The organism is Halobacteriovorax sp. YZS-3-1 (assembly GCF_047084945.1).
GTDB lineage: Bacteria > Bdellovibrionota > Bacteriovoracia > Bacteriovoracales > Bacteriovoracaceae > Halobacteriovorax_A > Halobacteriovorax_A vibrionivorans.
This window is the reverse complement of the sequence record NZ_JBKIYI010000001.1, coordinates 2,071,643-2,098,564: the sequence shown is the minus strand read 5'-3', so window position 1 is coordinate 2,098,564 and position 26,922 is coordinate 2,071,643. Positions and strand designations below refer to the sequence as shown.

Here is a 26,922-nt window from a genome sequence, read left to right as displayed (position 1 = left end):
GGAAGATGCACCTTCTATATAAAAAGCCAGATCAATGATCTGGCTTTTTTTGTTTAAGGTGTCCTGAATGCTCACGCATTCAGTCCTGTACGAACGAGCAGGATGCGAGTGAGAGAGGGTTCTTGTTAAGTTAGAGCCTTCAGGTGAACCAACTAAGTAATCCAGAAAACATTTATCGAAGCTTCTTTTCCTCTTATTTTAAAAAAGCAGGAGCGATTAATCTTATTATTTATTTAGAATAGAACTAAGCTTTTCAAATACTTCATTAACAGTAATTAAATCCATCATATCGTCTTCTTTGATGCGAAATCGCCATGGGACATCTTCAATTGTTTTATGGAAGTAATGCTCTAAAGCTTTTGGGTATGCATTGATACAATTATGTATTTGGCCATATGGTCCTGTGTATTCTGGAGGAACAGCTGTGTATAGCCCAACCACTGGGGTATTTAAAGCTGCTGCCATATGAGCTGGTCCAGAATCTGGAGCAATAACTAGTTTAGCACTAAGAAATACATTTTTAAGTTCATTAAGAGAGGTTTTGCCGCAAAGGTTTATGATATGAGCGTTGGACTCATTTTCAATTTCATGACAAATATCCTTATCACTTGGAATTCCTGTTAAAACGATAGGAATATCATATTTCTCTTTGATTAGATTTGTTACTTCAATATATCTCTTAGTAGACCATGTTCTTTGAAGAGAAGAAGCCTTGGGATGAATTACAACGTAGTCTCCAAGTGGAAGATTGCCGACAGTTACTTTTTGTATAGGTAAGTTAAATTCAATTTCACTAGAAACAATCCCTAGTTGATCACTGAAGCCGAGAAATGCTTCGACTGAGTGTTCCTTTTTGAAAGGGATACTCTCGTCTATAAAGAACTTTTGTAGATCTCTACCTCGTTTACTATCAAAACCTATTTTCTTTTTGGCCTTAATGAAAGGATAGATGAAGTTTATCCTAAAATTTGCCTGTGCACATAAGAGAACATCAAAGTGATATGGTTCAAAGATACGTTGAAGCTTAAAGTAATCTTTTAGCTTTTTGGGCTTATCGATCTTAATCAGTTCGACATCCTCAATTCCTTCTAATAAAGGTGCAAATGTATTACTTGTAATATAATAGATCTTTGTATTAGGCATTGCTTTGCGGATACGATTTAGCATTGGAAGCGTCCAAATGATATCTCCAAGGGCCGATGTTCGCATGATTGCAATTGATTTAATTTCACTTTGATTCATTGAGATATTATAGAAAATAATTCACAAAAAAGAAAGGCCCACAATAGTGGGCCTTAGAACTTATTTAAATAATTTTTAAATTATTAGAACTTAAGTTGGATACCCGCAGCGGCCATTGTCGCTTCGTTTTGTGTTCCAGCTGTTTCATCAACATCATAAGTAAGAACAGTTAAGCTCATATCAAATTTCTTTGTGAACATATATCTGTAGTGAGCAGCAATTTGTGTATACTCATTTCCAGCATCTTTTTCATCACGTAGTTGATAAGTTACTGCAAATACATTCTTATTCATCGTGTATTGAGCACCTGCATAAGTTCTGTTGATTTCAGTTTTTGTTGCAGCATCATTTTCTTCGATACTGTAAGCAGCATTTAGTTGGAAGTTTCCAAATCCAAACTTAGCTCCAGCTAGAGTGTAAGTGTTATCTTCACCATCTTCTGCCCAAGTGTCATAACCAGCAAATAGGTTCATATCAACTTTACCCATTTGTCTGTCAAACTTAACAAGACCAGTGTAGTGAGTTGGACCATAATCTGCATCAGTAGAGTCGTTATTCATACCGTTATCTCTATCAGTTGAAAGAGAAAAAGTAAGTCCACCAAGGCTTGGTGTCTCATATGACATCATATCTGTTCTTGTACGATATCTCATACCTAGTCTTGATACGGCACCATCAATTCTAGCACTTGCATCAGAACCTGTAATTGAAGCTACTGTTGAGCTAAGAACGTCAGTCTTTAGCATTACATAGTCCATTGGAGTATATGTTTGACCGGCCTTAAATGTACCAATTGAAGTTTTTGCGCCTACGGCCGCTTGACGCATTCTGATTCTATAATCAGTACCGTTAGAGTCCTTTGATGAGTTTAGGCCCATTTCAATTACATAAGTACCTTGGATGTTTTCAACATCCCATTTACCTTTTACACCAAGACGAGTTTCAGAAGAGTCTACATCTGCAAAACCTGAAAATGATGTTCTTCCTGTGCTATCTTGATCAGTGTAAATAGCTGCTTTGTTAATTTTTCCGTAAATAGTTGGCATCTCAATACTCGCTGCCATTGTTGGGATAGCTACAACACATACCGCTGCAGCACTTACGATTTTTTTCATAATTCTCTCCATGAATTTTGTCTTTAATACAAATATTAAAACTAGAGTTCAGTTAATTGGCAAGTTAAATACTTGAAAAATATATAGGTGATTTACCTTGCAAGGCGTGATATAAGTCAGCCTATGGAAAATTCAGAAAATTTAATTTTACTTGGCACTGCAACCCGACCGCATGGAATAAAGGGGGCCTTCGTCTTTAACTTAGAAAATAAAGATAATAGTGTCTTACAAAAAGGTGTTACATTTTTTGCAAAACCACTAAATGGAAGCTCAATTGCTAAGCCTGGAAAAGAATTGACAGTTAAATCGATTTCATTTGGAAATAAAGTATTTGCCTATCTTGAAGGTGTTGATAACAGAAATGTAACTGAAGAAATGTTACCTTTTGAGATCTATGTTGATCGCAGTACATTACCTGAAACAGAAGAGGACGAATTTTATATGGCCGACATTATTGGCCTAGATGTTTTTGACATTGAAAAAGATCAAGTCGTTGGAAAAGTTGTAAAATATTTTGATAACGGTGCACATATTGTTTTAAATACAAAAATTAATGGAAAGCATGTTGATATTCCATTTGTTGATCAATTTGTTAAACTTGTTAATTTAGAAGAGAATCGTGTGGAATGCTTAATTCCACGTTTAATGTAATGAATAAAATATGGGTAATCACATTATTTCCTCAATTCTTTGATGCTTTCAAAAGTAGCGGAGTCATTGGAAAGTTTTTAGAAAATGAAGTCGAGTTTGAGACTCTTTATCTTGGTGACTTCTCTCCTAAAAGCTTTAAAGGTGTCGATAGTTCTCCTTATGGTGGTGGCCCAGGAATGGTTCTAAGAGCAGATGTTCTTGAAGAGGCCATAAAACATATTTTAAAAACTGAAAAAATCTCTAAAGAGGAATTAGAAATTATTTATACTTCTCCTCGAGGTACAGTTTTTAATAATGATAATGCAAAAGATTTAGCGTCTTCATTTCAAGAAAATAGAAAGCAATACGTATTTATATGTGGCCGCTATGAAGGAATTGACGAGCGCTTTATTGAGCAATATGTAACACGAATTTATTCACTTGGTGATTATGTTCTATCTGGTGGAGAACTTGCTGTTATGACTATTACCGATGCAATGCTTAGGTTTTTACCAAAAGCATTAGGTAATGATCAAAGTGCAATTTGTGATTCATTTGAAGATGGACTTATTGAAGGGCCAGTTTATACAAGGCCTTCAAACTTTAATGGTGTGAGAGTACCAAGTGTTTTGACTGAAGGTAATCACAAGCTTATTGATGAATTTAACCAGAATAAGAAATTAGAATTTACAAAAAAGTATAGGCCAGATCTTTATAAGACCTATATGAGAAATAAAGTTTAAGGATATATTAAAGATGAAAGATAATATTTATCTCGGTTTAGTACACCACCCAATTAAAAATAAAAGAGGGGATATTGTTACAACTTCAGTAACAAATCTCGATATACACGATATTGCTAGAAGCTGTCGTACTTTTGGTATGAAGAATTACTTTATTGTGACTCCACTTGAGGCCCAACATAAACTAGTAAAAAGAATACTAGGACACTGGGAGGAAGATGATGCTGGAGTTTATAACCCAGATCGTCAAGATGCGCTGGCAATTGCTCGTCTTGTGAACTCTGTGGAGGAAGGAATCAATAAAATTAAGGAGATAGAAGGTGTTGAGCCTTTAATTTGTGTTACAGGTGCAAATTTCGAGTCAAATAATGGTGTAGAAACTGACCTGATCAATAATGCGCGCCTTGACAAAAGGCCTATCTTCTTGTTATTTGGTACAGGATGGGGTCTCCATGCACAAGTACTCGAACGGGCCCATTTTGCACTTGAACCAATTTTTGGTGGAAGTGCGGATGGATATAATCACCTGTCTGTTCGATCGGCAGTCGCAATCTATTTAGATCGACTGAATAGTGCCTCTGAGTCTTTGAAATAGAATTTACTTAAGAACAACACGGTGTTGGTCCTCTGAGAAGTTCAAGCGTTTTTTAGGAGTTCGTAATGAATTTAGTAGACGTAGTAAATGAAAATTACAAGAACACAAATGTAGAATCTTTCCCAAAGTTTAAAACTGGGGACACAATTGATGTTCACGCAAGAATCACTGAAGGTAACAAATCTCGTATTCAGATTTTCCGTGGTGTATGTATTGCAATGAAAGAAGAAGGTAAACTATCTGGTCACTTCAGAGTTAGAAAAGTTTCTTCTGGAATTGGTGTTGAAAGGGTATTCCCATTTCATTCACCAAATGTAGAAAAGATTGAGATCGTTCAAAAAGGTAAATCTAGAAGATCTAAACTTTACTACCTAAGAGATCGTTCAGGTAAATCTGCACGTATCGCAATTGACTACGATAGAAAGTAATTTAAAAAACTATTTAAGTCATAAAAGGGCCCCTAGAAATAGGGGCCTCTTTATTTGTGAAGCCTATGTTTGAAAAAGAATTCATCAAAGATCATCAATATATAATTGCAACCGATGAGGTTGGAAGAGGTCCTCTTGCTGGGCCCGTTGTAACTTGTGCTGTTGGGGTACGAGTTGATAATCTTGCAGTCTTAGCAAGTATTTTAAAAGAATACGGTGTTACAGATTCAAAGAAACTTTCTTTAAAGAAAATGGAAAGGATTTTAGAAGAGTTAAATATCTCAACTTTTAAGAAACAAAACTTTCATGATCTATTTGAATATAGCGTCGAAAAGATTACGCCGAAGAAAATAGATGAAGTTAATATTTTTCAAGCATCACTTCTAGGAATGAAAAAGTCCTGTCATAACATTCTAAAACAAGATTCAGTCGTTCTAGTTGATGGAAAATTTCCTTTTAAGTCAACAAAAGTTAAAGATGTTCATGCTGTAATAAAAGGGGATAGTAAGTCAGTTCTTATAGGGCTAGCCTCCATTATTGCAAAAGTTTTCCGCGATCGACTGATGATAAAGGAAGCTCGAAAATTTCCTTATTACGGATTTGAAAAAAATGCTGGTTATCCTACAGCTGCTCATCGTAAAGCTATCGAAGAATATGGTATTACCCCAATACATCGCAAAACATTTAAAGGGGTAAAGGAATTTGTACAGGAATAATGTATCCAAAGGTCTAAATTTAGAATTAAAAAAATCGACAAAGATTCATAAAGAGGCCATCCCATTATTGATTTGTCCTACAATGCTAAGGCGAGTTGGCTGTGGGCAAGTGGATATTTGTGGCATTTATAAAATTCGAGATACTTTCATCCTAAAAATATTTGAAGTAAAATCGAATGGCCAAATTACTGAACAGCAAAGGCGAAGGCTGTTTTCTAGTGCTAACTTTGTTTCAAGTTTCTTTGAGATGTCTTGCACTGTGTCTATTATTTGATTAAGATTTGGTGAACATTTACCTTGCATCAGGCAAGGCCTTCTTTTACAATTTTTATATGATTAAAAAACTATTCTTAATTACTCTATTTATTTCAACTATTTCAACAAGCTTTCAGGCCCGCGCACAAATGGATCCTAAAGTTAAGATCATTGCCATGAATGCTGGGTATGGAACAGTTGGTGGAGCATTATTGGGAACGGCGGCAATGGCCTTTGGTGGTTCATCTCGCTCAATCGCAATTGGTGCTTCTCTTGGACTATATGCTGGTTTAATTTTTGGTGGTTATATTATTGGATCACACGAATATCGCAAGTATCAAAATCAAGGACCTAATAACGAAAATTATTACTATCCAGATACTCAAGGAAGTCCTTATCAGGACTCAAGTTATCAAGGTGGTGGTTATAATTACCAGGGATCAATAGAGATTAAAGACTTTAGTCAAAAAGGCCCAGCTGAAATTGGTTTTAAGCAAAATAAGCCAGGCCAAGATTTTTATGTAAATTTATTAAATTATCAGTTTTGAAAAGTTCTTTTCTTTTGACCATAGAACTTAGACAGTTCTGTTTCATCAGTTTCAAATTCATTGATTAGAATTTCCATTGCATCAAAATTATAAAGTTTAAAAACTTTTATGAACTCTGGAGCAACGTTAGAGAGTCTAACTTGGTCACGTCTTTTATTTAGACTTCTAATTGTATCAACGAATACTCCAATTCCAGATGAGCCAACGAAGTTAAGGGCCGTAAGGTCAAGCGTGATAGTTGAAGTAGGGTGAGAACTAGTAATTGTTGCTAATTCTTGCTTTAGTGGAATGATATTTTCATAGTCCATACCACCTTCTATATGAACTGTTATATTTCCAGTTGAATCTGTGCGTACTCTTGCTTGCATTGTCATTAAAACTCCTTCTTCAGCATAAAACTACATCGAATATTATTGTAACGCATTGTGTCTTTTAGTTTTAGATGGAAGTTATTTCTTATGTAAGTTATAAATGAATGGAATCACATAATTTATTAGAGAATATATCAATTAAAGAAGGATTATTTCAGTGAAGCTTACTCTAGTATCAACGCCAATTGGGAATTTAAACGATGTATCTGAGAGAATGCGTCAGGTATTTGAGAGTTGTGATATCGTTTTGGCCGAGGATACTCGTGTATTTCGTTCTCTATTAAATAAGATTGAAATAGACAGGCCAGGTTTAAGAGTTCTCTCTTTCAATGATCATTCCCAAGACAAGCTAGACTTCTATATAGATCAAATTAGTAATTCTCAATTTCCTATTCTTGTCTCAGATGCTGGTAGCCCTATCGTTTCAGACCCTGGTCATATACTGGTTAAAGAAATATTAGCAAGGGGAGGAGAGGTTACTTCAGTTCCTGGCCCTAGTGCTGTAACTGTTGCTCTTGAACTTAGTGGATTTGCTCCTAATCCTTATACTTTTTTTGGATTCCTTCCACGTAAAAAAGGTGAAATATCAAATAAGTTGAAAGTCGCATCTGAGCAGGGGAATACGTCACTCTTTTTTGAATCTCCTCATCGTATTCATTCAACTCTGAAACAAATATCGCAAGAATTTCCTGAAGCAAATATTTGCATCTGCCGTGAATTAACTAAGAAGTTTGAGGAAGCAATTCATTTCAAGGCACAAGATTTTCGTGATGAGCTCGTTACTGCAAAGGGAGAGTTTGTTATTGTTATTGATTGGCCAAAATCTAACTCTTCTAATCTCGCCGCAAGTGGGGAAGTTGCTAAGTTTGCGCAAGCATATTTAGATAAGCAAACGCCAAAGAATCTCGCCAAACTAATAGGAAATGCTCTTGGGAGAAAGACTCAAGACGTTTATCAAGAGTTAACAGGTAAATAGTTTCCATTTTTCAATGTCTTAGTACTAGTAAAAAATTCTAAACCAAGTTAAAATTAAATAAATTGGAGTTAGAATGAATGTGAAAATTATCGGTGGACATGGTGGCGTTTCTCCTGAATGCCGAGCAACATCTTATTTAGTTGATGGAAATTTACTTATTGATGCAGGTTCTGTAGCGACAGGAGTTAGTGTTAGTGATCAGGCAAAGATTGATAATATTCTAATTTCACATTCTCATTTAGATCATATTTCCGATTTGGCATTTCTTGCAGATAATTGTTTTGGCATGAATGATAAACCTTTTGATATTTGGACTTGTAAAGAAGTTGAAGACAATATCATGAACCATCTTTTTAACGATGCAATTTGGCCTGATTTCACGAAGCTTCCTAGCAAAGAAAGCCCAACGATGAAGTTTCATAATATAGAGTCTGGTGACAGTAGAGAAATTGGTGAATATAAAGTACATGCAATCGAAGTTAATCACTTTGCAGGCTCATTAGGTTTTATTATTGAAAAAAATGGCAAGGCCATTGTCTTCACTCAAGACACTGGCCCAACTGATAAGATTTGGGCAGCAGCAAAGAAGCTTAATAATGTAGTGGCCATATTTTGTGAAGTTAGTTTCCCGAACCGTTTTGAAAAGTTGGCCCTTGATAGTCGTCATCATACAGCACAAACGCTTAAGAAAGAGTTATCTAAAATGCCTGGAGATGTTCCTATTTATTTAGGACATTTAAAACCTAATTATCTAGATGAGCTTTCAAAAGAGATAGAAGAGGTGAATGAATCGGGACGTATTCATATACTATCTTCAGATAATAAGGAATTTTCTTTTTAAAGAGATAATTTTCTAGTCAAAATATTTTCATTCATGAGATATCTTTACTGTGAAGAGTCCAATCGATAAAAGACATTTATCATCTAAGCAAGAAGAGGTTTTTCTTACTCGGCTTATTAACTTATGTGGTAAAGAGAACTTTCGCCCAAAACTAGATCATATACGATCTTATCTTTCCCTAGATCGAAAAGCTATCGAAGAAAAATCCAAGGTTATAATTATTGGTGGAACTAACGGTAAAGGAGAAACATCGCATTGTTTAAACGCTTTACTTAATAGTGAAGGACTTAAAAGTTGTCTTTGGACATCTCCTCATGTCAACTCAATAACAGAAAGATTCCGCTATTGTAGCTCTAATATTTCTATTGAAGAATTAATTGAACTTCTTGATAAGTATGAAGAGGATATAATTCGTCTTCAGTTATCTTTTTATGAGGCTTTATTTGTCTTATTTATAAAATATGCAGTAAGTCTGGATATTGACTATCTAATTCTTGAAGTTGGTCTTGGTGGCCGTTTTGATGCTACGAATATTTTTACAAAACCAGTTGCGGCCATTACATCAATTGGGCTAGACCACACACAAATACTGGGATCAACCCTTAAGGAAATTTTATTTGAAAAGTATGGAATAACTAGGATAAGTGGACGATTATTCGAAAATATCGAACAAAAGTTTCTAAAAGATATTCTATGCAATTGGTGTGATCGAGACTCTATTAATTGCACATCTGTTAGCAATGAGTCAGAAACTGATTTTCAAGTACGAAACCGCCAGATGGCCATGGCCTTATTTTCACATATTACTGGAATCACTAATATCAATGACGATTTCAAGTGGCCTATAACTCCAGGAAGAGGTGATCATATTGATTTTGGAGAGTTTGAATTTACTTTCTTTGGTGCCCATAATTTACTAGGTCATCAAAAGTTACTGCAAAGTTTAAACGATACAAATAAAGTTCAATATGATGTTCTAATAAGCTTTTCAAGTGGGAGACAAGATCAAATTAAGAGTATTCTAAAGCTCTATAAAACATATCCATGTATTGTAAAGTCAGTTAATATTTTAGAATTTCAACACGAGCGCGCTCTAAGCTCTGCCCAGATAAAAAAGGAGCTTCAGAGTGAAACAAAAGTATATGAAATGCACAATTTTCTCGATACAATATTAGGTATTAATGAGGAAATTGAATCTAATAAATATAGTGCTTCTAGCACAGCAGATATGCCACAAAATATCCAACTTCAAACACGCAACATTCTTGTGGTTGGCTCCTACTACTTTATTGCTGATATGCAAAAGTATCTTAATATTAGGAAGTAGTCATGCTCATGCAGCAACTCCAAAAGTTTTAGCATTTGGAGAAAATGATGAAGTCCAAATTTTATCAGATAAGGCCTATCGAAAAAGTAGTGACAACTCTTATGAAGCCCACGGAAATGTTATTATTAAACTTGGTACAGATACGGTTTATGGAGAGAAGGCAAGTATCTCTCTTGGCACTGGTCTAGGAAAGATCTGGGGAAATGTTCGTTATACAGGTGCTAAATTTAATCTATATGGTACAGAGATTTCTTATTCGTTAAAAAAAGCTGAATTTAAAGTCAAGAATGCAAAGCTTGTTGATGAGAGTTTTGTTCTTCGTGGGAAAGAAATTGTTCGAAAGAATAGTGGTGTTTTCACTGCCAAGGAAGCTGAGTTTACAACTTGTAAAGATTGCCCTGAATCTTGGAGTATTCAAGGTCAAGAAGTAACAGTTGTCCCTGATGATTATATTTCAATGAAGCACACATTCATTAAGATCAATGGTGTAATCATTGTTTACATCCCTTATATCGCATTACCAATTAGAAAGGTTAGAGAGTCTGGTCTTTTATTTCCTACAATTGGTTTAGATTTTGATGAAGGATTCTTCTTTAGACAACCTATCTTTTGGGCCATTAATGAGAATAGTGATATGACTTTTTCTCCTACTGTCTATGGGCGAAGAGGAAATGGTCTTGAACTCGAGTATCGTAATAACTTAGGGAAGTTTTCTAACTTTGAATTTGAATCAAGAACCGTAAATGACAAAATATGGCAGCCTGGAAAACTAGATATTGAAGCAAGTGGTGAAGACGAAATTCGTGGTGCATATGAATTAAATTATTTCTACCATCCTAATAATAATATTTCTTTCTTAGCAAACTCCACTTACTTATCGGACTTAGATATTCAAAGTGATTATGAAGAATATTTTGATAAAGATATCTATATGGGTAATGAAAAGGGTACGACTGTTTCTACAGACTATATGGGAGACTCTGTACTCATTAATCTTTATTCAAGCTTTATGAGTAACTCTATTTTTAGTGACCCTGAAGAATTTGACTCAAGCTATGTACAAAATACTTTATCTCTTGGGATAGGTCATAAGCCTTTTAATATCTTAAACTCTAAAGGTCTTCTTTCGAAGATCAATTTCTATCAAAATTTAAAATTTGATTATTTTAAACAAGATGTGGTTCAAGAAAATAACTACTACCGTAATATTCAACGATTCGACTATAACCCAACCTTAGAATTTGTATTTAAACCAATTTTTAATCTAAATCTAAAATTTGAAGCTGGACTAGATGCTCAATACTATATCTTGCCAACAGAAAAAAGTGACAAACAAAATGGATATAAATACGGAAATTACGTAAATACATCGATATGGTTTGATATTGAAAAAGTTTATGGAAGGGCCTTCATTCAGGAAGAAGTTATTCAACCTGTTTTTGTAGAAGATGATGAAAGAAACTTAATCGCAAAAATCCCGAGTACAGAAAAGGAAGAGCTTAATGTAAGGAAATTATACCGTTCTTCTTATAAGCACAGTATAAAGCTTGGTCTGAATCACTTCTATTATAATTCTCAAAAATATCGTGGTAATGCCGCCTTAGGTAACCAGTTTGCATTATTACAAGATGATGGACGTTTTGATGAAAGAGATATTATTCGTGGACGAAACAATACTCTTGAAGATGTTTCAACAAGAACGGATTTACCTGAATCAAATACAATTGAATTTGTGTTTAATAATAACTTTCTTAAGAAAACACCTAAAGCAAATTATGAGATGTTTAAAAACTTTAATTATCAACTTGATAATTATGATTATAAGAAAGTTGCCTGGTTTAATATTTCTCAAGGTTTAATTCTAGAAGATGAAACAAATAAAGAACTTACAACAAGTGAGAGGCTAACTCGTCTTGCAATCATGGGTGGATTAAATTTTGATAAATTTCAATTTAACTTATCAGAATATTACTTCCATACAGAAAGTAAGCATATAACGCAATTATCACTATCTCAGAGTATGGATCGTTTCGAGTATAAAATTGGCTTAAATTATGACTCTTTTGCTTCCGAGCGACGTTACTTTACGGCCGATATTGACTTTGAACTAAATGATACATTTTCTTTTAGAACAGGGTATTATTACGACATCGACTTAGAAAGAATGTATGAGTCATATATTGGTTCCCGATACAACCCACTTAATAACTGTTGGGTTTTTGATGTTGAATATCGTCAAAAAGATGAATATGTAAATAATAAACTAAAGCTTGATCGATCGATCGCACTAAAAATTCTAATTAATTATAATGCGAAGAACTTTGATTCAGTATTTGGGGTCACGTTGTGAGAATTATCTTCGTTGATTTTGAAGATAGTTTTACAAATAATATTATATCCTACCTTTCTCATTGGAAATCTTGTGAGATAGAAGTCATCAATTTTAGAGATCTCAAAAGATATGACCTTGTTAATCAAAATATTATTTTAGGTCCAGGACCTGGACACCCAAGTGAGTATATTGATTTCTTTAATCAAAATAATTTAGAGTTAAAAGCTAATCTTAAAAAGGCGAGACGAATTGTAGGAATCTGCCTTGGACATCAACTTGTTTTAAGTTCTCTTTATCAATGCACAATCAATAGAAGTAAGTATCCAATTCATGGCAGAACTGTGAAACCTAAAGACTTAGACTTATTGTCTGGTATTGTAGAGGTGACAAATGATATCAATTTACAGCGCTATAATTCTTTATATGTCGAAGTAAATAGTGAAAACTCATTACTTAAGCAAACTAAATTGATATTTGATAATAATAATGAATTATTAATGGCCTACGAGGATGAACGTATATTTACGATGCAATTTCATCCTGAATCAGTAGGAACTTCTTGCTCAGAAAGCATCTTTCAAGCAATAGAGCTCTTTTTCGTGTAGAATTGATTTGATGAATATTGTTCTCGATGGAATCTATGACAAAAGAAGCTTACAAGTTGCCAAAACATTGGCAAAGGGTTGCTATGGTTTCGACTTTAGGCCTCGAAGCTTCAATTTCATTCAAGGATATATCCTAGAAGAGCTTTTAAATGCACATGATTTAAAACAAGACGATATTGTTGAGTTGCACTTTGAAAATGATTCTGAATTCATCATTAAATCTATAGTTGATACAGTTGAAAAGTATCATCCAAAAGTTCGCTTAAACTTCGGTTTAAGTAGTAACCATGATAAGAAAATATTAGAAGCCTTTAATCGCGCATTTTCTATTACATTTGATGAGAAAGATAATTTAGTCTATGAGAAGATTTCGTCTCCTTTATGTCAAAGTGTCGTTCTCAATTATGAGTTCTTACATTCGATGGCCGATAAAGGACTATTGAATTCATTTATTGTTAATTTCTATTCTAAGGTTATGAGAGTAAAGAATGAAAAATTTCAACTTGGGATTAAGTTAAATTGGAATTCAAATATCTCAATGAGTGTTATCGAGTCCCTTGATCCAGACTATTTAAAGTTTGAAATCAATTCACAAGTTGAACGCTGTTACCGTAATATTGATGCTCCTAAGTTGTCAGAATATATAGAGTATGCAAGAAAGACACTTGCTATTTAGCAAAATTTAATTAATAAGAAGTTATGAATATTTTACTTTCAAATGACGATGGATACGCTGCTGAAGGAATTCAGTGCCTTTATGAAACTCTAAAAGACATTGCTAATGTTGTTATCGTGGCACCAAGCCATGAGAGATCAGCAACGTCTCAGGCCCTAACGTTACACGACCCAATCAGGGTTGATAAAATCAATGATTATACATTTAGTTGTTCAGGTTATCCGGCCGATAGTGTTTTATTGGGGATAAATTCCGTATTAGATTATAGGCCAGATCTCGTTATTTCTGGAATTAACCATGGTGCAAACCTTGGTCAAGACATTTACTACTCTGGTACAGTAGGAGCTGCGAGACAGGCCGTATTTCAAGGCATAAGTGCTATTGCTGTCTCGACTGTCATGAGCTCGCAGGATGAAAGTAAGCACTTTCAAACAGCGGCCAATATCATTAAAGATCTTATTACCAATAAGAAAGAGCAATTACTTTCAATGCCTGATTGCTCGTTATTAAATATCAATGTTCCAAATTTATGTCATACGCAAGTAGGTGATATTAAATGGACTAGACCTCAAATGCGCCGATATACAGAAGAAGTTGTCGAAAGACTTGATCAAAAAGGTCGACAATATTACTGGATTGGAGGAGCTCCTACAGAGGTCGATCCTCACCACACTTCAGACATTCATGCAGTTATGAACGGAAATATTTCCTTTTCCTTCCTAAACCTTTTGAATTTTTCGTCCGATGTATTCAATGAATGGGCGGCAAAAATTACCGACTAATTTAGTTAAGTAGACTAAAATAGACGACTTGTCCTCATTCAAACTTAACGAATGAGGACAGATGAGAAAGCTTTCTTTTTACTTATTATTTATTCTTACAGTGCTAAGTTGTTCGACCTTAAAGAATGGCCGCTATATAAAATTAACTTCTAATTATAGTGCAAAGAAATTAGCAAATATTTTCAATATTCCCCAATGGCAAATTGAAGAGTTTAACAAGAATGCATCTTTTAAAAAGGGCGAGACTATCTTCTTACCTTATAAACGAGGTATCATGATTAATCGAATTGAAGGGCGTAGTATTTCTTCAATTGATTATTCTAGACTTAAATCATCTTCACGATTCTTATGGCCGGTTCCATCTTCTAAGAAAGTGTCCTCAGGCTTTGGTCACAGATGGGGGAGACCTCATGAAGGAATTGATATTGCTGCAAGAAAAGGAACATATATTGTTTCAGCAGACTCTGGTGTTGTTGTTTATAGTGGCAGAAAGTCTGGATATGGAAATATCGTAGTGGTTTCACACGCAGGTGGACTTTTTACGATCTATGCTCATAATCATAAGAACTATGCTAGAAAAGGCCAAAAGGTTTCTCGAGGGCAAGTTATTGCTGCTGTTGGAAATACAGGTAAATCAACAGGTGATCACTTACATTTTGAAGTTCGTTATGACTCGAAGGCCTTTGATCCACTAAGCTTTTTTCACAGACACTAGATCTAGTAGCTTAAAGTACATAATGGCCGTATTAACAGCATCTTCTAAGGCCGTGTGCGCGACGTCGCCCATTTTTAAGTACTTCATTAGCTTTGAACCTGATTCACACTCTGCTGGTATGAAACCCATGTCGATAAGCCCATATGCAATACAAGAAAGGTCTAATTGACGGTGCTCAAAGTATTTTCTCATAAACTCCCATCCTAGATCTCTATTAAGAAAAGGAAGATCAATGGCACTCATAGACTTTCCAAATAAAGTTATTTTCTTATCTCCAAAGTATTCTTTCACTTCTTCAGATTCAAGATATTTTGACAGTTCTTCTTTGAAAGACTCAATCGTAATTCCATCACTATGTGCTTTTTCAATTAATTCTTTATTATGATCAATAACCCATTTGTTTAAATTTGGTTTGAGTTCTTCAAAGCTAGGGCATTTTATATAGAAGTGCTTTTCTAAGTCGTGATTAATTTTCTTTGTTTTGGCACAGAAGGGAACCATTGCAAATTCGATGATTAAGTCTTTTTCCTCAAGGCCAGTGGCCTCAATATCAAATGAAAGATAGCGCATGGATTTATCCCTTTGTTATAAGTATGTAATTGTTATTATTGAATTATACTTCGTAATAATATCTTTTACCAGTACATTGCAAGCGAGAAGTCCTTCGTTAATGGTACATAATTGACAGACTTTCTCGCCGTCACAACTAGAGGCGATTGGAAAGTTATGCGATCTTAAAAATTCTAGTATAGTTAAGTCCAATGAAGCCTTATCGTTAACTTCAATAATCCATTTCTTATTGGATGCTTGTCCATATAAAGTTATCAATTGCATTTTAATTGCTTGTTTCTTGGGTCATTGAAAGTGCTAAGGAACTCACCTTGCTCTAAAATTGTGAGCCTCCCAAGGCTTGGTATGTAGTATTGGGCCTCTTTATCATTTTTAACACGATTTATACCATAGATTTCAGAGACTTTTCTTTTTGGATTAGTCAGCATTAATGATCTTTTTGTATCCATAAAGTCTTTTGCATTTGTGACTTGTGAGTGTGAGTTTATTAGTCGGTTTAGAACCTGGGCATTATAAGTTATGCCATTCATAAACAAGAAAATAGTATGGTTACGTTGGTCCTTTGTCATACATGCAGCAGTGTAGCTGTCATTGTTAGATTTTTGAAAAAGAAATTCGTTAATTGAATTGTCTACTTTAGGAACAGATGAAGTAACACCAATAATATAATTATTCTTATCTTTATAGTGTGAGAATATATTATGATAAGCTTTTTCTGGTTTTTTTAAGATCATAATATCAGCATTAAACACTTTAGAATCAAATGAGCAGCTATAATTATCTCTTGTAAAGAGGTGAGCAGAGGTCAAGTTTGTTTTATTCTTTGTTGGAGAAGCTTTTCGTTTTAAAAGATTATAGTCCTTTAAGTAGTCAAGACGACGAAAGAGTTCGTTCTCTCTTATTCCCTGTGCTCCTCTAAAATACATTTTTTTCAATGGTTTTGATTTGAATAATTGGGCCTGGTTATTTTTAATGAATTCTTCTAATGATCTTGAAGCATAGACGTATTCACTTATATTTTTTTCTACTAAATTCAGTCGTGATTTTAAAGAGATTGGCTTTTTTAATTGTTGTGCCAACTCATTTAGTGCAGCTATAAATGAGAACTCGTAAGTCTCATCTGGAATACTGTTGATAAAAATTTCTTTACCATTAATCTTTGCAAAGAATAGGGTATGTGAATTTAAATTTGTAGAGTGTGGCGAAAGATAGAGTTGGGCCAAGCTAAAATTTAGTATCTGATTTCGATATTGTGAAGAGTTACTCTTAGCACTAATCAATTTCTGGGCCTCTGAGATATTTCGAGGGTTTTCCAAAAGATAATTTGATTTTGACTCAATTATTGGACAGACCGTATTTAAACTTTGTGTATCGTTTAACTTCTTTTCAACCTCTGAACAGCCTATTAAAAAAAAGAAGCTTACTAGTGAGAGAATTAAAGTGAATTTTTTTCTATGCTTTGTAATTCTCATTTTTATGAAACTCTTCATGTTCTTCGTAGTAAATTTCTAAATCATCATTTTCATTCTTTTTTATATTGGTGCTAATTGTTTCTTTTAAATCAGAAATAATCTTTGTTAGATTCTCTTCTTTTCCAAATAGCTCAATGATAATCCATAATCCTCTTTCATTTACTGCCGTATGTTTGATATTAAATGGAATATTTTTCCTGTTTAGCGTCTTCGTAACTAGGTCAAAGGCCTGTTCTTGATATGGTGTCGAGCGCTGTGGTGGAGTTGGTATAAAATAAGTAAAAGTTTGCTTATGTTTATTCCTGTTGAAAATACTCATCTATTCCTCTTAAGTTTGTGTGATCACGTCTAATTATAAACTTCCTTTATGGTAAATGGAAATGTTTACCCATTTATTTTTTTTCTGATTTTTTCATTATTGTGCGTTATAATTTAATTGTCGACAGGATGTCGTAGCAAGAGATAGGCATGAAGCCGAAAAATTGGAGGGCCAGTTGCAGGGCCCTCTTTTTTTATCTAATTTATTCAATAAAAATATCTGAAGAAAAATCCTTATTAAGACTTTCAATTGTTACATTAGAAGCTAGTTCTAAAGCTTTAAACTTTTTCTTTTCAATTTTAAAGCTACCGTAGTCTGTTACTACATAGTGAACGACATTCTTTCCTGTTAAAGGAAGTTCGCATAATGGAAGAAGTTTTGGCTTTCCTGACTTACTATAATGTTTCATCATAACGATTAAATTCTTAGCGCCATTTACAAGATCCATTGCACCACCCATACCAGTGATTTTCTTTCCTGGTATTTTCCAATTTGCAAGTGAACCTTCAATATCAACTTCCATACCACCCAAGACACAGAAGTCTATATGTCCACCACGTATCATTCCAAAACTCATTGAACTGTCAAAAAAGCTTGCTCCTTTTTCAACAGTAATAGTTTCTTTTCCAGCATTAATAAGAGTGGCCGAAACATTGTCTTTTATTGGAGAGTCTCCAACTCCAAGAACGCCATTTTCACTATGAATAATAAATGGGTGATCCTTAGGTAGTTGATCTGGGATAATCGTTGGGAGACCAATTCCTAAATTGATTGTTGAATTCTTATCAAAGAGCTTAATAACTTGTTTTGCCATTTCTTCTTTTGTCCACATGATTTACTCCTTAACCTTTAAGAACTCTATTGCATTCTCATAATTACTTCCAAGATATACACGTTGAACGAAGACTCCTGGAATATGGACATCCTCAGGCCTTATATCTCCAAGAGCAACAATCTCTTCAACTTCTACAATCGTCGTCTTTGCTGCCATTGCCATTAGGGGAGAGAAGTTTCTAGCAGTTTCTTTGAACCAGAGGTTTCCATATGGATCGGCCTTTTGGGCTTTGATTATTGCAAAGTCTGCATGAAGAGCATGCTCTAAAATACATGGCCTATCAAATTCTTTAATATCTTTTCCTTCTGCGACTTCTGTACCATATCCTGTTGGTGTATAAAAAGCTCGAATACCCATACCTGCGGCACGGATTCTTTCGCTTAACGTACCTTGTGGGATCAGTTCAATTTCAATTTTTCCAGATAACATGGCCTCTTCAAGGTCAGGATTCCCTCCTACGTAACTACAATATCCTTTAGAGATCATATTCTTTTTTAAAAGTTTTACTAGGCCTCTTCCTGAGTTTCCAATATTATTTGAAACAACTTTTAGGTCTTTGAGGTTTGTTGTGGATAAGTAGTTAATTGAGTTTTCTGGAATACCACATAGGCCAAATCCACCACTCATAATAGTACTTCCATCTGTGATATCACTTAAGGCCTCTTTGGCATTGTCATATATTTTACTATACATAAGCTTCCTTATTTATTTTGTATTATATTTAAAAGTTTCTCTAAACAATCTTCTAGAAGGTCATTAGGGTAGTTAAGGTAGGGACATAAAATAATCATATTCCTAGTTGTATTGATATATAAACCATTATTTAAACAATTCTCCCAAAATACTCTCATGTCTTCATTTGTATTGAGTTCAATTGCCATTAGCATTCCAATACTTCTAACTTCTGAGACCGAATCTAGTTTTATAAGTTTATCTTTGAAGTGACTCAAAAGATTAATATTTTCTTTTAAAGTATTTTGGAAGTTAGCATCTTTTGTAAGATTTAGAACTTCATCTAAAAGGCGAAGGCCAATTGGATGGGAGGCATTAGTCAATCCACAAGATAGAACCTCACTGTCAAAGAAAGATGCAATATCTTCAGAAACAAATGTTGCGCCAAACGGAAAATATCCACCTGATATAGATTTTGCAAATGTAATAAAGTCAGGCTTAATTGGATAATTTTGAAAACCAAAGTCTTTTCCTGTTCTACCGAAACCACAAATTACTTCATCTAGAATTATTTTTATATCATTGGTGCGACATACTTTTTCTAGTTCAATATAATAAGACACTGGAGGAATATAGACACCATTTCCACCGGTAATAGTCTCAAGGCAAATTGCTGCAATGTTATCTGCGCCAATATCTTTAATTATCTTTTTCGTTTTTTCTAGGTCAGGATCATTATAAAAATTAGGGATAAAGGCCTGTCCTGGAGCGGACGTTCCTAATGCATCTCTACGCCAATCACCAGAAAGGGCAAGTGAGCCAGAAGTTGCTCCGTGATATGAATTCTCACAAGAAAGAATAATTTCCCTTTTAGTAAATTGCCTTACTATCTTTAGAGCATTCTCATTGGACTCTGCCCCTGAAAGGGTGTAGAAAATACGTCCATCAAAACCAATTCTATCAACTAGCTTCTGTGACACTTCTGTTTTTAAAGTGAATTCTGTTTTCGGTATGGCCATTGGGATTTCATTAAGCTGATGGATTAAGGCATCGATTAATTGTTTATTTTTAAGACCAAATGATTGATGGTAACTTCCTGATGAAAGATCAAATATTTTATCATCACTTGGAGTTGTATAACCCCATTCGAAAGTGTCTTTTAGCTCAATTACTTTGGGGTTATTTTGATTTGACCAAGTATGAAAATATTTTCGATGCCCCATTTTAATCTCACTTTTTTTCTTGTGACCTATTTCGTATCCACAAGTGGTAGAGGTATTTCTACGTAGCGATAATTGTCATCGTATTCTCGACAGCCTCGCCATATTTTTAGTATTTGTGTTTTATAATTATAGAGTGCTCCACCACAAGTTTGTGAAGGATCGTTGGCACCTTCTGGGCTAAAGTGTGAACAAATTGAAATAGGGTGGCCGTCATGAGATGTTAAAAAGTCAAACATGGCCTTCTCTGTTGTAATTTGTTTTGCGTATTTCTTTGCAAGTTCATATCGCTTATGTGTTGTTTTACTTATATTTTTCTTGTCTTCAACACTTATGATTCTCTCATTAAGGCAATGATTTGTATGAAAGATTATTTCTTCAGATTGTGGAGGCACAATCTCTTTAACAGTAGGAGTAATTTCATAATTGTAGGCATTACTGCCATCACTTATTAAATAATTATGACCTGAAGTAACTTTTGCGTTCATTAGGGTATCGATTACTTCTTTTTGAGTCTTTAATGTCGACAACTTTCTTATCAATGCAGGCCAGATAATACCATTTTCACCATCCACCACATTTATATTATTGACACCAACAAATTGAGCGTAGCTATTCATTGCCATAAGCCCGAGGCAGCCACATACTGTGTAGATTATTTCTTTTGTTTGCGTTGATTCATTGTGAACCTCAATTATCATCAAGTAGTTCTTTGCGCTTTGGTGCATATCCCAAGTTTGGCCTGCGAGGCTTATATCATCTCCGATATAAGAGATTGCAGTGCATCCTTCATCTGGTAATTGGATATCACGAAAGTCTGTATAATTATTTAAGATGATAATGTCTGTTAATGAGCATTCACTCCCTTCTGCTATTCCTTCTAGCTCAAGGGCCAAATCATTTGAGAAATCTTTCGTAAAACGAAATTGTTCTTTTGCGAATTCATCTAGTTTATTTTCTAGGTGAGGTGACCTCTTTAAAAGTAAGTTTGTTCTAATTTTAACAAGTTCTTTGATTGCTTCTTTGTAAGCCTTCCCATGTTGTAGTCCATTTTCGTATGGGTCAGAACTCTCATACTTAAATATTGGTAGATTTAAGTCTGTTAACATGTGAAGAACCATTTTCCTGAGTTGCCAAAGTCGCTTGGTGCCTTAAGGCCAAATTCATAAGAGATGTCCTCAAAACATTTGAATTCTTTCTTAGGTGTGTTTGATGTTAAGTATTGATAGGCTTGGGCCAGGGCATATGCATCTCCATCCCAAGTAGAAATCATCATCAATGGTTTTGATTCATAGACTTCATCTTTTAACATGCAAAGTCCTATCTGACCCCCAAAGTGGATATAGCTCGCATCTGGAGTAATCCCGTTTTCAGCACTAAGCATTTTTTTGTTCTTATGAAAATAAACACTCTCGTTAAATACAACTTTTGTTGCATTTTTGTGAGAATATTCAATTATTTCATTAAGCTCTTGTGTCGAAAACTCTTCTAGACGATCACCAATGAAAAGAGCAAGGTATTCTCCCTTATCAAGCTCTTCTTTTAGATCCGCTAAGCTTTGCGCCTTAGCATTTGGATAGAAGTCTATTTTTCCTGATAATGTCGCTGACATAAAACTTTGTTTACCAAAATAGTCATTATCAAGAGAAAGTACTTTTGTTCTCTTTTTTCCGTTCTTTATTAGAATTGATTTATATATCTTATCCACACACTCGCTATGTCCACTAGCACTAAAGAAATGTTGAAGCTCTTTTGGCGCAATCGCTTTGAAGTGTTTCATATTACTCATGAAGCTTTCATCAATAAAATTAGATAGGCATACTTTGTTAACTAATGTTCCCATATCATTGAATGAGGGAGTGTTTAATATAGGTGAAGATGATAGTTTTACATTTTCGTTATTCCACTTAAGGTTTTGACGGTAAATAATGACATCTCTGAAATCTTCATCGTCTAGGTAGTTTTCTTCAAGAATGGTCTCAATAATTGCACCAAGTGAACAATTTATTGAAAGCATGGCGCCTGCGTGAATATCTCTATTTCTTCCATAAATATATTCAAAGCCTGAAGATGCTGCAATTGTTGAAAGGGCATACTTGAGATATTTTCCCATGCCGTTTGTTTGGCGCTTTTTTACAATCGTTGTATCTAGCATATAAAGTGCTTTAGGATTATTGAAGTGCTTTAATAGTCTTAGTCCACTTTCGTGTGGAAAGTGTGAGATTTTGCCTGCAAAAGAAATACCTATTAATTCTTCATCTTCAGTGAGAAGCCCTATGGCCACAGAGTCATCGCATTTCGCTATTTTTTCAAACTTCTCTATCTCTGTTTGTCTTGTTGGTTCATAGATCGCTTTTTGTATCTCTTCAATTTGGCCTTTATACTTTTTGAAGTTATCCTTATCAATATCAATCAGGGTAGCGTTGAAAGTGTCCTTGAAGAATTCATTTGAGAAACTTTTTGCTTCATTTTTATCAAGTTTACCTTGTAGAGATTTAATAAGTTGTTCATGCCACTTATATTCATTTTGGATATTAACTTCTTTCTTCGTTTTGAATTCGATCTGATTATGTTCATCCTTATAAACACGTTTAGCAATCTCATCAATAGCATTAAATAAGTAGTCAATATCAGTAAACGTCCATGCTGTATTTAATCTAAATCTTAGCGTGTTTTCACCTGCTTGATAGTAGAGAAGACCTAGGTCAAATCTGTTTTTAATAAATGCAGGAATATCGTCTTTGCTTGATAAGTCAAAAGCAAATGCGAGTCCAAAGCAACGTGGAGCAGATAATTGTTCCCATTCACTTACTAGTTTAGATAGCTTTTCCTTTGTATAATCCTGGATCTCTTTAATCTTAAGTCGATTTTGGTCAAGAGCTATCGCCTGATAGTAGCCACGAATTACTGAAGATGTTTGGAATTCATTATTAAGCCATAATGGATTTTCTGTTAAGACAATTCCACTTTGTGCCTTTTTAGCACAAGTGATGAATTCTGGATTGAGTTGTTTGCCTTGAGAGTCTTTAAGGTTAAATGTACGATGCCAGAAGAAGTCCAGTCCTAGGTGAAAACCTGTCTGCACTTCATCATAGATGACTGCTACTTTATATGACTTTGCAAGTAAGTTAAGTGCATTGTGGAAACGATTTGTCGAGTAGCGGTCTCCACCTTCACATTGCATTGGTTCTACTAGAATTGCAAAATGTTCACCGCTTTGGAATGCTTGTTTCAACTCTTCTAGTGAGTCGATTTCACTTTTTAGTAAGTCATCAGCATTTGATTTAAATTTATCTAATTTTGTATCAAAGTCTTTTGCGTATGGGTTTTCCCAAAGCTTTAACCATTCATTATCTAGTTCAAGGATAAAGTTGTCGCTCTTTGTTTCCGGGTATTTAATGAAAGTCGTTTCATGTCCTGGAATTTGATATGGTTCTCTTTTGGCAGGGTTCCATGTTGAAAAAAGAGTTGAGAGAAAACGTCCATGGAAACTACCTTCAAAGGCCATAATCTTATTTGCATCTTTGTTGTATCTGCTTTTATAGGCCATTATAAGTGCTGTTTCATTGGCCTCAGCTCCTGAATTAACATAAACGGCCTTTAACTTCTTATTTGAAGCCTTTCTTTGAAGTAGCTTTTCAAAAGAATGCGCAATCTCTAAAAATGTTGAATCTTGATAATTTCCTGTCCAGGCACTCTGGTGCATTAATGTTCCAAAGAGTGGAGTTGCATTAAAGCCTAGTCCTAAGGTTGCAATTTGTGATGCAGCATCTAATAAGTATTCAGGATGACCTTCTTTATCCGTTTCCATTGCAAAGTAGGGCCCTTGAGAAAAATTATGTGCAGGAATATATTCCTTCTTTTCTGCAGGGGTGAAATTATCTTGATACATAGATGATAATTTCTTCTTTGCGTGTTCATGACTTTTACTACTTATTAGTTTTACTTCCATATATTAACCTTGATTTAATTATCTCGTTTCTTTAAGTATTTTCTCTTTTAAAAAATCACTAAATTTCAGTCCAGTATTTTCTAGCATCTTCGGAAACATCGAAATACTTGTCATACCAGGAAATGTATTAATCTCATTTAAGTATATTTCTCCATCACTTAAGAAGAAATCAATTCTTGATAAATGTCTAAGCTTAAGACATTTAAATGCTGTTTTAGCGATATTTTGCATCTTAGCAATTTGTTCACTTGTTAGGTCTTGAGCTTCAACTAATGTTTTAGCGTGAGAATCATCACTATATTTTTGTTGATAATCATAGAACTTATCATCATCATTTATAATTTCACCTGGCCTTGATGCATGGAGGTTTCCATCTTGTTCAAATACAGCAATTTCAAGCTCTCTGCCTTTGAGTGTTTTTTCTATGAGCACATCGTCACTATATTTTAACGCTTCATTAAGTTTTGTTTCAATCTCACTAGACGTTGTAACGTGATAGCAACCAACAGATGACCCTTGGCTAGCAGCCTTTATAAAGACATCATTATTTGATTCTTTAAAGAACTCTTTGATTTCTGATAACTCAAAAGGTAGACCTCTGTGTATTGCTTTCCATGGAGCATTGTTTATCCCCAGTAGATCAAACCACAACTTTGTTGTGACTTTATTAAAACAAATACTACTGCCTTCATGACGAGGTCCTAAATAAGGAAGCTTATGCATCTCTAGATAGCATTGAATTTCACCTGTTTCGCCAGGAGGGCCGTGTATGACTGGAATAACGTAATTGATATAAGGGCGCTCAGTTGCTGTTTCTAAAATTTGTCCGTTTAAGCTAACTTTATTTCCGTTAAGGGTTAGATTAGCATCCTTGTCCATTTCAACAACGATTGGATTGAGTTCTTTTATGAGACTCACTTGGTCTTTAATATATTGAGCTGACCTCAATGAAACTTCATGTTCTGAGGAGCCACCTCCGCAGATGATTAAGACGTTCTTCCTTTCCATGGAACCTTCTCTTTAATAAATATAAAAGACCCCTAAGGCTTATGCCTTAGGGTATTTTTCGCTATCAAGCATTTTTAATTTTTCTAGCATCTCTTCATGAGACCAGTTAAATGACTTCTTTGAACCATGCTTACGAACTGAAACAGCTTTGTTTTCAATTTCACGATCACCAAGAACAAACATAAATGGAACTTTTGCTTTTTGAATTTGGCGAGTCTTGTATCCCATTGTTTCATTTCTATCATCAACTCTTACACGATAACCTTCAGCAAAGAGCATGTCTTTAAGCTCTTTAGCTGCTTGTCCATGCGCATCTTCATTTACAGGAACGATTACAATTTGCTCTGGTGCCATCCAAAAAGGGAATGCTCCGGCAACGTGCTCTGTGAATACGCCAAAGAATCTTTCAAGAGATCCTAGTAGGGCACGGTGGATTACAACTGGTCTTTCTTCGCCGCCATCACTTGTTGTAAATTTCAAGTCAAATCGATCTGGTAGTTGGAAATCAAGTTGAATTGTACCCAATTGCCACTTTCGTCCAATTGCATCTGCTACTTCAATATCGATCTTTGGTCCATAAAATGCGCCGTCACCTTCTTTGATAACGTATTTATGTCCAGAGTTCTTTAAAGCTTCTTCAAGAGCATTCTCTGCTATATCCCATGTCTTATCATCCCCGGCCTTCTTTTCAGGACGAGTTGATAAGTTAACTGTAATGTCATCAAAACCAAATAATTCATAAGCAGTGAAGATCATCTTCATTGTCTTTTGAATTTCTTCTTGAACCTGCTCAAGTGCTAGGAAGATATGAGCGTCATCTTGGCAGAATGAACGTACGCGAGTTAGACCTGCAAGGGCCCCAGCTTTTTCATTTCTATGTAGACGGCCAAAGTCAGCATAGCGAAGAGGTAAGTCACGGTAACTATACTTGTAATGCTTATACATTAGCATGTGACATGGGCAGTTCATTGGTTTTACTGCATACTCACGCTCATCAATCTTAGAAAAGAACATATCATCTTTATAATGTTCGTAGTGACCAGATGTATGCCATAGTTCACTATCTAGGATTTGAGGTGTGATAACTTCGTCATATTCATAAAGACGATAAAGTCTTCTAATATAATTTGTGAGTTCATTTACAATGATTGCACCTTTAGGCATGAAAAACGGTGCACCTGGAGCAACAGGCTCAAAGTGGAATAATTGTAATTCTTTTCCTAATTTTCTATGGTCACGCTTTTTTGCTTCTTCAAGCATCATAAGGTGTTGCTTAAGTTGTTTGCGATCCATGAAGCAGGCTGCATAAATTCTTTGCATAACTTCACGCTTCTCATCACCACGCCAGTATGCACCTGCGATACTTAGTAATTTAAAGCCTTGTGGTAGATCTGCTGTATTTTCAACGTGTGGTCCTCGACATAAGTCAATGAATTCACCTTGAGTGTAACAACTAACTTCTTCATCTTCAGGTATGGCCTCTACTAATTCTATTTTTAAATCTTGACCTTCTGATTTAAAGAAATCGATAGCCTCAGAGCGACTCATAACCTTTCTTTCAATAGGAAGCTTCTCCTTAATGATGGTTTTCATCATATCTTCTATTTTAGGTAGATCATCTTCACCAAGGGTTTGATCCATTAAAATATCGTAGTAAAAACCGTTTTCAATAACAGGTCCAACCCCAAATTGAACTTTAGAATCTGGGTAAAGTCTTGAAATTGCTTGGGCCATAAGGTGAGCGCTTGAGTGTCTAATAGTATCTAAATCGTATTTGGCCATTGAATCTCCGTAAATAAGCCTAAAATTTGTCCTTTAAATGCACATAATATCAAATAATTAAAGGGTTCATCAATATTTTGAGTGTAAATATTTTAATGAAAATGAACTGTTTTGACTTGTAGCATGATGACATGATATGAACTTGTTGTGGTAAGATTCCACAAAATTCTCACAGCAAATAACGTGAAAATTAAT

The 26,922-nt window shown here is 34.8% G+C and carries 27 protein-coding genes; 14 read left to right on the top strand and 13 right to left on the bottom strand.

Annotation, left to right across the window (positions count from 1 at the left end):
• Positions 1 to 225 precede the first annotated feature (225 nt).
• Positions 226 to 1,242: a glycosyltransferase family 9 protein gene (locus tag ACMAZI_RS09930; protein ID WP_412473248.1), complete on the bottom strand. Its 1,017-nt coding sequence runs from the start codon at positions 1,240 to 1,242 to the stop codon at positions 226 to 228.
• An 83-nt stretch (positions 1,243 to 1,325) separates the two neighbouring features.
• A complete protein-coding gene (locus tag ACMAZI_RS09925; RefSeq protein WP_158536936.1) occupies positions 1,326 to 2,357 on the bottom strand; it encodes a porin in 1,032 nt (343 codons plus the stop codon).
• 123 nt (positions 2,358 to 2,480) lie between these two features.
• Between ACMAZI_RS09925 and rimM the strand changes: the two genes are divergently transcribed.
• From rimM to ACMAZI_RS09895, 6 genes are all read left to right on the top strand, one after another.
• A complete protein-coding gene (gene rimM / locus ACMAZI_RS09920) occupies positions 2,481 to 3,008 on the top strand; it encodes a ribosome maturation factor RimM (protein WP_412473249.1) in 528 nt (175 codons plus the stop codon).
• Positions 3,008 to 3,730, top strand: a complete 723-nt coding sequence (trmD, locus tag ACMAZI_RS09915) for a tRNA (guanosine(37)-N1)-methyltransferase TrmD (RefSeq protein WP_412473250.1) — start codon at positions 3,008 to 3,010, stop codon at positions 3,728 to 3,730. The genes rimM and trmD overlap by 1 nt, the downstream gene beginning before the upstream one ends.
• Positions 3,731 to 3,743: 13 nt before the next feature.
• Positions 3,744 to 4,325 (top strand): RNA methyltransferase, encoded by a 582-nt coding sequence (locus tag ACMAZI_RS09910; RefSeq protein ID WP_115363961.1) that lies wholly within the window; start codon positions 3,744 to 3,746, stop codon positions 4,323 to 4,325.
• A gap of 65 nt (positions 4,326 to 4,390) precedes the next feature.
• On the top strand, positions 4,391 to 4,753 hold the full coding sequence (gene rplS, locus ACMAZI_RS09905; protein WP_115363959.1) for a 50S ribosomal protein L19: 363 nt from the start codon (positions 4,391 to 4,393) through the stop codon (positions 4,751 to 4,753).
• Between the two features lie 65 nt (positions 4,754 to 4,818).
• Positions 4,819 to 5,469, top strand: a complete 651-nt coding sequence (locus tag ACMAZI_RS09900) for a ribonuclease HII (RefSeq protein ID WP_412473251.1) — start codon at positions 4,819 to 4,821, stop codon at positions 5,467 to 5,469.
• Positions 5,470 to 5,801: 332 nt separating this feature from the next.
• Positions 5,802 to 6,272, top strand: coding sequence for a hypothetical protein (locus ACMAZI_RS09895; protein WP_115363953.1), 471 nt, complete (start codon positions 5,802 to 5,804; stop codon positions 6,270 to 6,272).
• On the opposite strand, the gene ACMAZI_RS09890 is transcribed toward ACMAZI_RS09895, so the two are convergent.
• Entirely contained in the window at positions 6,263 to 6,646 is a 384-nt protein-coding gene (locus ACMAZI_RS09890; RefSeq protein ID WP_120404642.1) for an STAS domain-containing protein, read from the bottom strand. The genes ACMAZI_RS09895 and ACMAZI_RS09890 overlap by 10 nt on opposite strands.
• Before the next feature lie 154 nt (positions 6,647 to 6,800).
• Between ACMAZI_RS09890 and rsmI the strand changes: the two genes are divergently transcribed.
• The 8 genes from rsmI to ACMAZI_RS09850 all read left to right on the top strand — a co-directional run bounded on the left by rsmI (position 6,801) and on the right by ACMAZI_RS09850 (position 14,897).
• Positions 6,801 to 7,619, top strand: a complete 819-nt coding sequence (gene rsmI / locus ACMAZI_RS09885) for a 16S rRNA (cytidine(1402)-2'-O)-methyltransferase (protein ID WP_412473252.1) — start codon at positions 6,801 to 6,803, stop codon at positions 7,617 to 7,619.
• A 73-nt stretch (positions 7,620 to 7,692) separates the two neighbouring features.
• Positions 7,693 to 8,460 carry a 3',5'-cyclic-nucleotide phosphodiesterase gene (locus ACMAZI_RS09880; protein WP_334678709.1) on the top strand — a complete coding sequence of 256 codons (768 nt, stop codon included), beginning with the start codon at positions 7,693 to 7,695 and terminating at the stop codon, positions 8,458 to 8,460.
• 49 nt (positions 8,461 to 8,509) lie between these two features.
• Positions 8,510 to 9,787, top strand: a complete 1,278-nt coding sequence (locus ACMAZI_RS09875; RefSeq protein ID WP_412473253.1) for a hypothetical protein — start codon at positions 8,510 to 8,512, stop codon at positions 9,785 to 9,787.
• Positions 9,750 to 12,137: an LPS-assembly protein LptD gene (locus ACMAZI_RS09870; protein WP_115363944.1), complete on the top strand. Its 2,388-nt coding sequence runs from the start codon at positions 9,750 to 9,752 to the stop codon at positions 12,135 to 12,137. The genes ACMAZI_RS09875 and ACMAZI_RS09870 overlap by 38 nt, the downstream gene beginning before the upstream one ends.
• Complete coding sequence (locus ACMAZI_RS09865; RefSeq protein WP_412473254.1) at positions 12,134 to 12,724, top strand: aminodeoxychorismate/anthranilate synthase component II; 591 nt, start codon at positions 12,134 to 12,136, stop codon at positions 12,722 to 12,724. The genes ACMAZI_RS09870 and ACMAZI_RS09865 overlap by 4 nt, the downstream gene beginning before the upstream one ends.
• A gap of 10 nt (positions 12,725 to 12,734) precedes the next feature.
• The gene (locus tag ACMAZI_RS09860) at positions 12,735 to 13,400 is read left to right on the top strand and encodes a hypothetical protein (protein WP_334678705.1); all 666 of its coding nucleotides are present in this window, start codon (positions 12,735 to 12,737) and stop codon (positions 13,398 to 13,400) included.
• Between the two features lie 23 nt (positions 13,401 to 13,423).
• Complete coding sequence (surE, locus tag ACMAZI_RS09855; protein WP_115363938.1) at positions 13,424 to 14,182, top strand: 5'/3'-nucleotidase SurE; 759 nt, start codon at positions 13,424 to 13,426, stop codon at positions 14,180 to 14,182.
• Between the two features lie 61 nt (positions 14,183 to 14,243).
• Positions 14,244 to 14,897, top strand: coding sequence for a M23 family metallopeptidase (locus ACMAZI_RS09850; protein ID WP_115363936.1), 654 nt, complete (start codon positions 14,244 to 14,246; stop codon positions 14,895 to 14,897).
• On the opposite strand, the gene ACMAZI_RS09845 is transcribed toward ACMAZI_RS09850, so the two are convergent.
• The 10 genes from ACMAZI_RS09845 to thrS form a co-directional block, all read right to left on the bottom strand.
• Positions 14,874 to 15,467, bottom strand: coding sequence for an exonuclease domain-containing protein (locus ACMAZI_RS09845; protein ID WP_115363934.1), 594 nt, complete (start codon positions 15,465 to 15,467; stop codon positions 14,874 to 14,876). The genes ACMAZI_RS09850 and ACMAZI_RS09845 overlap by 24 nt on opposite strands.
• A gap of 254 nt (positions 15,468 to 15,721) precedes the next feature.
• Entirely contained in the window at positions 15,722 to 16,939 is a 1,218-nt protein-coding gene (locus tag ACMAZI_RS09840) for a hypothetical protein (RefSeq protein WP_412473255.1), read from the bottom strand.
• Positions 16,920 to 17,258: a hypothetical protein gene (locus tag ACMAZI_RS09835; RefSeq protein ID WP_115363927.1), complete on the bottom strand. Its 339-nt coding sequence runs from the start codon at positions 17,256 to 17,258 to the stop codon at positions 16,920 to 16,922. The genes ACMAZI_RS09840 and ACMAZI_RS09835 overlap by 20 nt, the downstream gene beginning before the upstream one ends.
• A gap of 202 nt (positions 17,259 to 17,460) precedes the next feature.
• A complete protein-coding gene (locus tag ACMAZI_RS09830) occupies positions 17,461 to 18,090 on the bottom strand; it encodes a 3-oxoacid CoA-transferase subunit B (protein WP_412473256.1) in 630 nt (209 codons plus the stop codon).
• A gap of 3 nt (positions 18,091 to 18,093) precedes the next feature.
• Positions 18,094 to 18,786 (bottom strand): CoA transferase subunit A, encoded by a 693-nt coding sequence (locus ACMAZI_RS09825; protein WP_115363923.1) that lies wholly within the window; start codon positions 18,784 to 18,786, stop codon positions 18,094 to 18,096.
• A gap of 8 nt (positions 18,787 to 18,794) precedes the next feature.
• A complete protein-coding gene (locus ACMAZI_RS09820) occupies positions 18,795 to 19,988 on the bottom strand; it encodes an aminotransferase class III-fold pyridoxal phosphate-dependent enzyme (RefSeq protein ID WP_412473257.1) in 1,194 nt (397 codons plus the stop codon).
• A 26-nt stretch (positions 19,989 to 20,014) separates the two neighbouring features.
• A complete protein-coding gene (locus tag ACMAZI_RS09815) occupies positions 20,015 to 21,094 on the bottom strand; it encodes a C45 family autoproteolytic acyltransferase/hydolase (RefSeq protein WP_412473258.1) in 1,080 nt (359 codons plus the stop codon).
• Positions 21,088 to 23,937, bottom strand: coding sequence for an aminotransferase class III-fold pyridoxal phosphate-dependent enzyme (locus ACMAZI_RS09810; RefSeq protein ID WP_412473259.1), 2,850 nt, complete (start codon positions 23,935 to 23,937; stop codon positions 21,088 to 21,090). Before ACMAZI_RS09810 ends, ACMAZI_RS09815 begins: the two co-directional genes overlap by 7 nt.
• A gap of 18 nt (positions 23,938 to 23,955) precedes the next feature.
• The gene (locus tag ACMAZI_RS09805) at positions 23,956 to 24,945 is read right to left on the bottom strand and encodes a D-alanine--D-alanine ligase (RefSeq protein WP_334678697.1); all 990 of its coding nucleotides are present in this window, start codon (positions 24,943 to 24,945) and stop codon (positions 23,956 to 23,958) included.
• Positions 24,946 to 24,984: 39 nt separating this feature from the next.
• On the bottom strand, positions 24,985 to 26,727 hold the full coding sequence (gene thrS, locus ACMAZI_RS09800; protein ID WP_115363914.1) for a threonine--tRNA ligase: 1,743 nt from the start codon (positions 26,725 to 26,727) through the stop codon (positions 24,985 to 24,987).
• Positions 26,728 to 26,922: the final 195 nt, after the last annotated feature.

Excerpts from the sequence above, each read along its gene's own strand:
- ACMAZI_RS09930 (WP_412473248.1), bottom strand. The coding sequence starts at position 1,242 with ATGAATCAAAGTGAAATTAAATCAATTGCAATCATGCGAACATCGGCC.
- ACMAZI_RS09925 (WP_158536936.1), bottom strand. The coding sequence starts at position 2,357 with ATGAAAAAAATCGTAAGTGCTGCAGCGGTATGTGTTGTAGCTATCCCA.
- rimM (WP_412473249.1), top strand. The coding sequence starts at position 2,481 with ATGGAAAATTCAGAAAATTTAATTTTACTTGGCACTGCAACCCGACCG.
- trmD (WP_412473250.1), top strand. The coding sequence starts at position 3,008 with ATGAATAAAATATGGGTAATCACATTATTTCCTCAATTCTTTGATGCT.
- ACMAZI_RS09910 (WP_115363961.1), top strand. The coding sequence starts at position 3,744 with ATGAAAGATAATATTTATCTCGGTTTAGTACACCACCCAATTAAAAAT.
- rplS (WP_115363959.1), top strand. The coding sequence starts at position 4,391 with ATGAATTTAGTAGACGTAGTAAATGAAAATTACAAGAACACAAATGTA.
- ACMAZI_RS09900 (WP_412473251.1), top strand. The coding sequence starts at position 4,819 with ATGTTTGAAAAAGAATTCATCAAAGATCATCAATATATAATTGCAACC.
- ACMAZI_RS09895 (WP_115363953.1), top strand. The coding sequence starts at position 5,802 with ATGATTAAAAAACTATTCTTAATTACTCTATTTATTTCAACTATTTCA.
- ACMAZI_RS09890 (WP_120404642.1), bottom strand. The coding sequence starts at position 6,646 with ATGACAATGCAAGCAAGAGTACGCACAGATTCAACTGGAAATATAACA.
- ACMAZI_RS09880 (WP_334678709.1), top strand. The coding sequence starts at position 7,693 with ATGAATGTGAAAATTATCGGTGGACATGGTGGCGTTTCTCCTGAATGC.
- ACMAZI_RS09860 (WP_334678705.1), top strand. The coding sequence starts at position 12,735 with ATGAATATTGTTCTCGATGGAATCTATGACAAAAGAAGCTTACAAGTT.
- surE (WP_115363938.1), top strand. The coding sequence starts at position 13,424 with ATGAATATTTTACTTTCAAATGACGATGGATACGCTGCTGAAGGAATT.
- ACMAZI_RS09850 (WP_115363936.1), top strand. The coding sequence starts at position 14,244 with ATGAGAAAGCTTTCTTTTTACTTATTATTTATTCTTACAGTGCTAAGT.
- ACMAZI_RS09845 (WP_115363934.1), bottom strand. The coding sequence starts at position 15,467 with ATGCGCTATCTTTCATTTGATATTGAGGCCACTGGCCTTGAGGAAAAA.
- ACMAZI_RS09840 (WP_412473255.1), bottom strand. The coding sequence starts at position 16,939 with ATGAGAATTACAAAGCATAGAAAAAAATTCACTTTAATTCTCTCACTA.
- ACMAZI_RS09835 (WP_115363927.1), bottom strand. The coding sequence starts at position 17,258 with ATGAGTATTTTCAACAGGAATAAACATAAGCAAACTTTTACTTATTTT.
- ACMAZI_RS09830 (WP_412473256.1), bottom strand. The coding sequence starts at position 18,090 with ATGTGGACAAAAGAAGAAATGGCAAAACAAGTTATTAAGCTCTTTGAT.
- ACMAZI_RS09825 (WP_115363923.1), bottom strand. The coding sequence starts at position 18,786 with ATGTATAGTAAAATATATGACAATGCCAAAGAGGCCTTAAGTGATATC.
- ACMAZI_RS09820 (WP_412473257.1), bottom strand. The coding sequence starts at position 19,988 with ATGGGGCATCGAAAATATTTTCATACTTGGTCAAATCAAAATAACCCC.
- ACMAZI_RS09815 (WP_412473258.1), bottom strand. The coding sequence starts at position 21,094 with ATGTTAACAGACTTAAATCTACCAATATTTAAGTATGAGAGTTCTGAC.
- ACMAZI_RS09810 (WP_412473259.1), bottom strand. The coding sequence starts at position 23,937 with ATGGAAGTAAAACTAATAAGTAGTAAAAGTCATGAACACGCAAAGAAG.
- ACMAZI_RS09805 (WP_334678697.1), bottom strand. The coding sequence starts at position 24,945 with ATGGAAAGGAAGAACGTCTTAATCATCTGCGGAGGTGGCTCCTCAGAA.
- thrS (WP_115363914.1), bottom strand. The coding sequence starts at position 26,727 with ATGGCCAAATACGATTTAGATACTATTAGACACTCAAGCGCTCACCTT.